Genomic DNA, 4107 nt, shown 5'->3' with positions numbered 1-4107 from the left:
ACCTTGTTACGGCAGAGAAAGGCAGCTTGAGCGAGCAGTGCGTGAAGAATAGGAGAGCGCAAGATAAAAGCACTGGCGTCGTACGGCGGTTAAGTCGTTGTCTGCACATCCAAGAGTTGGAGATACCCCAGGCCGCGATGTCGCCAATCGGGATCTAGATGCCGCCAATGGGGATCTAAGGCAATGCTGTTGTTCGCCGATTGCGTCAGCGACTTGGCGATGGTTCATCGGCTTCACATATCCGCGGTCTTCTCAGCCAGGAGCCCGCGGCGTGCATGGCGTCGACGACGACGAGTTCGAAGCGAAGCTCGGTTGAATCGACAACCGCAGAGCCTGGAAAGCGACTGGATATCTTCGGCGCGTTTAGTAAACCACAGAGAAGGCCGGCGCGACGGCTCATCCCGCGTCGAACTTCTCAGCCGCCGGATTGGCCGCGGATACGCACAAGGTATGGTGCTTGCCGGGTTGGGGGGAGTACCCGACGCCAGCGTCGGGTCGTGATCGAGGCGCACCTCGTCCGCATCAAGGGAGCGGGCGCTGGTGCCATCCGCGCTACGTAGGCGCGCCGGCGCCACGCGTGAGGGCGAGGCAGGCGAACTCTACGCCGCCGCACGAGACCGGGCCGGCGGCAGGGCCTTCACCGAACGATGAACCAGCGACCGCCACCAATTCGGGTATATCGTGGCGCGTGAGGACAGCGCGGAACTCTCCGACCTGAGGCCGTTCATCCGCGAGCTGATGCAGCAATGGAGTAGGGCCTCGGCGCCAGGCTCGACTGGGTCGCGGCGGATCACTTCAACACCTGTCACCCGCACACCGGTGTTGCGCCCCGCGGCAGGGACGACGCGGGGGCATGACCTCGTGATTGCCAGGGACTATATCGCTCACGGTTTGCGGGCGCGTGTCGGAGGCGGACCTTCTATGTCTCGGCCGGACCGAAGATCAGGATCAAGGCTGCTCGCAAGCGCAGAGGATCCCAGCCCGAGCAGTTGGCACTCCTCGGTGAGCTATGCAGCTCAAAGCGGTGATGCGCGGTTCACGCACGGCATACCTGCCACTCCGACGCTAACCGGTACCGGGAAACTTCCGAGACGGGATCGTCTTACCCTGATCTCAAGGTCGACGCCGTGAGCCCTTGAGCGTGCATGGCGGCGAGGGCAGCCCTTACCCGCTGCATGGAAGCCTCGAGCTCTTGGAGCAAGCTATTCAGTTCGCGCGGGCTGGCCTCTTCCATGCGCAGGTTGTCGACGTGCAAGGTTTCTTCAATCAGTTGGACCAGAGAGGTTCCTTCAGAACTGCGGCTACGCGAGCCATGATCGTTTGCAATTTCAGCCTCGGCGACGACCTTTCCATCGGTCGTCACTCGAACTGAAGTCTTCAATCGAACGAACTTGGCGACCGTTGAAGCCGGGATTTCAATAATTGCGAACGGAGCGCCTGTTCGCCCGCAACGGTATCCGAAACGGAACACATTGCCCGCGCCAGGCAATTCAACGAAGGGTTCAAGATCAGCCAACACGCGTGGCTCTCCTCTTTTGTTGAGTATACTCAATTGATGAGTTTACTCAACAAGAAGCATCTCGCCTTCGATGGACGAGATGAAGCAAATCGTTGCTCGGAATCTGAGGCGGGTTCGCCACGAAAGAAAGTTGAGCCAAGAAGAGCTCTCGTTTCGGGCAAAAGTGGACCGGAGCTATATCAGTCAGCTTGAGACCGGCAGTTACAGCGCGTCAGTTACAATGTTGGGAAAGCTCGCCAAAGCGCTGGGCGTCGACGTCAGTGAATTGCTGAAGCGGTAGTGGGAGCGGTCATTCATTCGTGCGTTATCGTGCGGAGGTATCTCATTTTGCAGAACTCTTTGAGAACATTTGTTGTTTTTGCGTGCGCGGACGGCACTGGGGGGCACCAAATAGCATCAAAATGCGGTCGGTGGGACTGGATGCGTGCGGATTGCTTGCGGGTTCACTGACCTTTGTTCTCGGTTTGGATGGCGCAGGCATCCATCCAAAATTCGGTGATGTCCGTATTTAAGCCCCCGTGTCCTAGGTTGATTTTCAAAGTGTCCTAGTTTGGATTAAGCGAACGGAAGCCATGGCTTAGGGTAAGCATTCGCCCAGGGCCGCGGAGCGTAGCTCCGGTGCGATGATGTGTGGACGGCTTGTTTTCCGCGGTTGACGGCCGGTTCGTGCGATGGCCTCGTTGCTTCGAGGAGTGAGGGCATGCGGATCGAAGACCAGCTTCGCGATCGGCTGAAGAAGGTGGAGGCGCTGTATTTCGGCGCGGCCACGGCGGGAGAACGCGACGCCGCTGAAGCCGCAGCAGAGCGGCTTAAGGCCAAGCTCGAGGAGGTCAGTCGTCGCGATCCCCCGATCGAGATGAAGTTCAGCCTGCCAGACCAATGGTCGGTCCGGCTGTTCATTGCCTTGTGCCGGCGTTATGGCATTCGGCCGTTCCGATATCCGCGGCAGCGCGCGACGACGATCATGGTCAGGGCGCCGCGCCGCTTTTTCGACACCGTGGTGTGGCGGCAGTTTTCCGACCTGCACACGGACCTCTGGCTGTATTTCGAGCAGACCACAGAGCGGCTGATCCGGGAGGCTATCCACGCCGATACTGCTGACGCCGAGACGACGGTCGAATCGGCCAGCCTGCGATGACGCGCATCCTGGCCCGCTCGCGTACAGCTCTCCAATTGCACGCCAGAAGCTCGCGCAGCCCGTCGATGATCGTTCTGACCGGCGTGATAGTGATCAGGCCGCCTGAGCGATAGCGGACGCCGCGCACTTCCATGCCCAAGGCAGTAGCTCGTGAAGCCGGCCTTGCCGAATGCCGGCGATGCGAGCGAGCACGTCAGCGAGCCAGGCCAGCGGATCGACGTCGTTAAGCTTGGCCGTCATGATCAGTGTGGCCATGACCGCGGCCCGGTCGGCCCCGCGTTCGGAATCGGCAAAGAGCCACGATTTGCGTCCAAGCGCAAAGCCGCGCAGCGCGCGCTCGGCCGCGTTGTTGGTGAGGCAGATCCTGCCGTCGTCGATGAATCGCGCAAAACGGTCCCAACGTTGTATTCATCCGAGCTAGGCCGCGGACAGGGGCTCACCGATTCCACCGCGTGAGAAGTTCGGGGTCTTCCTTGTGCATCCTGATGAGCTCCATCAGGTTTTCGATGCCGAAGTCGGTGAACGCCATGACCTGGTCGTCACCTATGCCGTAAACCCAGATGATGCCATCCTCTGTGTCCATTCCGTTCGCCACGTCACAGAGCCAGTCCTCGTCTTCGCCGAGGTCTTTTGCGACGCGAGCGATGGTGAAGACGGCGTGAACCTTGTTGACGTGCATGGCTACGCCGCCTGGGCGGAGGACCTCGACGCAGGAGGCGTCCAGTTCCAGGGCAACAACTCGTACAGGTGGTTCTGTGGCATGTCGGCAATGCGCGCGAGGACGTCGGCAAGCCAGGCTTTCGGGTCGATGTCGTTGAGACGCGCCGTCATGATAAGCGTGGCCATCACGGCAGCCCGCTCCGCACCGCGATCAGAACCGGCGAACAACCATGCCTTTCTTCCCAGAGCAAAACCGCGCAACGCCCGCTCTGCTGCATTGTTCGTCATGCAGATCCTTCCGTCGTGGACAAGGCGGGCAAAGCCCTCCCAACGGTTGAGCAGATAGTTGATCGGCTTGATCACGTTGGACGAACGCGAGAGCCGGGCAGATTCCGCCCGGAGCCAAGTCTCAAGGTCGGTCAGCAGTGGCGCGCTTCTTTCCCGGCGAATCTGCAGCCGCTCCTCAGCGCTCAGCCCATAGATGTCGCGCTCGATCTCGAACAATTGGTCAATCCGACGAACCGCTTCCAGCGCAACGGGCGAGATCGCCGTCGCCGATCTTCCGCGGCGAGCGTTCTGGGCGATGTCGGCAAGTTCGAAGAACGCCCTCCGGCCATGTGCCCAACTTGCGTCAGGACAAGTCCTGGAAAGGAGGAAGATTGTGATCTGAAACCTTTCAACGTGACCCAGAGGGTTCGACGCCCTCCCGGCAAAGGCGGAGCCCGCCAGCCGGAAGCGAGTCTTGCATGGGTGGCGGCAACGTCACTCGTGAAGCGTAGACAGCAGGTAT

General features: G+C 60.4%; 4 protein-coding genes and 2 pseudogenes. 2 read left to right on the top strand and 4 right to left on the bottom strand.

Going from position 1 to position 4107, the window contains the following annotated elements; genetic code table 11:
* Nucleotides 1-1102: 1102 nt before the first annotated feature.
* On the bottom strand, nt 1103-1519 hold the full coding sequence (locus AC628_RS43425) for a hypothetical protein (RefSeq protein ID WP_143201989.1): 417 nt from the start codon (nt 1517-1519) through the stop codon (nt 1103-1105).
* Nucleotides 1520-1589: 70 nt separating this feature from the next.
* On the opposite strand from AC628_RS43425, the gene AC628_RS35885 reads away from it, so the two are divergent.
* Nucleotides 1590-1799, top strand: coding sequence for a helix-turn-helix domain-containing protein (locus AC628_RS35885; RefSeq protein ID WP_074131412.1), 210 nt, complete (start codon nt 1590-1592; stop codon nt 1797-1799).
* A gap of 420 nt (nt 1800-2219) precedes the next feature.
* On the top strand, nt 2220-2657 hold the full coding sequence (locus AC628_RS35880) for a hypothetical protein (protein WP_074131411.1): 438 nt from the start codon (nt 2220-2222) through the stop codon (nt 2655-2657).
* Nucleotides 2658-2750: 93 nt separating this feature from the next.
* Here the strand turns inward: AC628_RS35880 and AC628_RS35875 are convergent.
* From AC628_RS35875 to tnpC, 3 genes and pseudogenes are all read right to left on the bottom strand, one after another.
* Nucleotides 2751-3065: pseudogene (locus AC628_RS35875) on the bottom strand (IS66 family transposase); the annotation flags it as partial.
* A gap of 28 nt (nt 3066-3093) precedes the next feature.
* Nucleotides 3094-3336 (bottom strand): hypothetical protein, encoded by a 243-nt coding sequence (locus AC628_RS35870; protein WP_074131410.1) that lies wholly within the window; start codon nt 3334-3336, stop codon nt 3094-3096.
* A gap of 2 nt (nt 3337-3338) precedes the next feature.
* Nucleotides 3339-3941, bottom strand: a pseudogene (tnpC, locus tag AC628_RS35865) (IS66 family transposase); the annotation flags it as partial.
* Between the last annotated feature and the right edge of the window lie 166 nt (nt 3942-4107).

The organism is Bradyrhizobium sp. NAS96.2 (genome assembly GCF_001908235.1).
In the GTDB taxonomy this organism is placed as follows: domain Bacteria; phylum Pseudomonadota; class Alphaproteobacteria; order Rhizobiales; family Xanthobacteraceae; genus Bradyrhizobium.
The sequence above is the reverse complement of the archived record's forward strand: the minus strand, read 5'-3'. Positions and strand labels throughout refer to the sequence as shown.

Bases quoted from the DNA above. Each gene is read 5' to 3' on its own strand.
- AC628_RS35870 (WP_074131410.1), bottom strand. From the start codon at position 3,336: ATGCACGTCAACAAGGTTCACGCCGTCTTCACCATCGCTCGCGTCGCA.
- AC628_RS35880 (WP_074131411.1), top strand. From the start codon at position 2,220: ATGCGGATCGAAGACCAGCTTCGCGATCGGCTGAAGAAGGTGGAGGCG.
- AC628_RS35885 (WP_074131412.1), top strand. From the start codon at position 1,590: ATGGACGAGATGAAGCAAATCGTTGCTCGGAATCTGAGGCGGGTTCGC.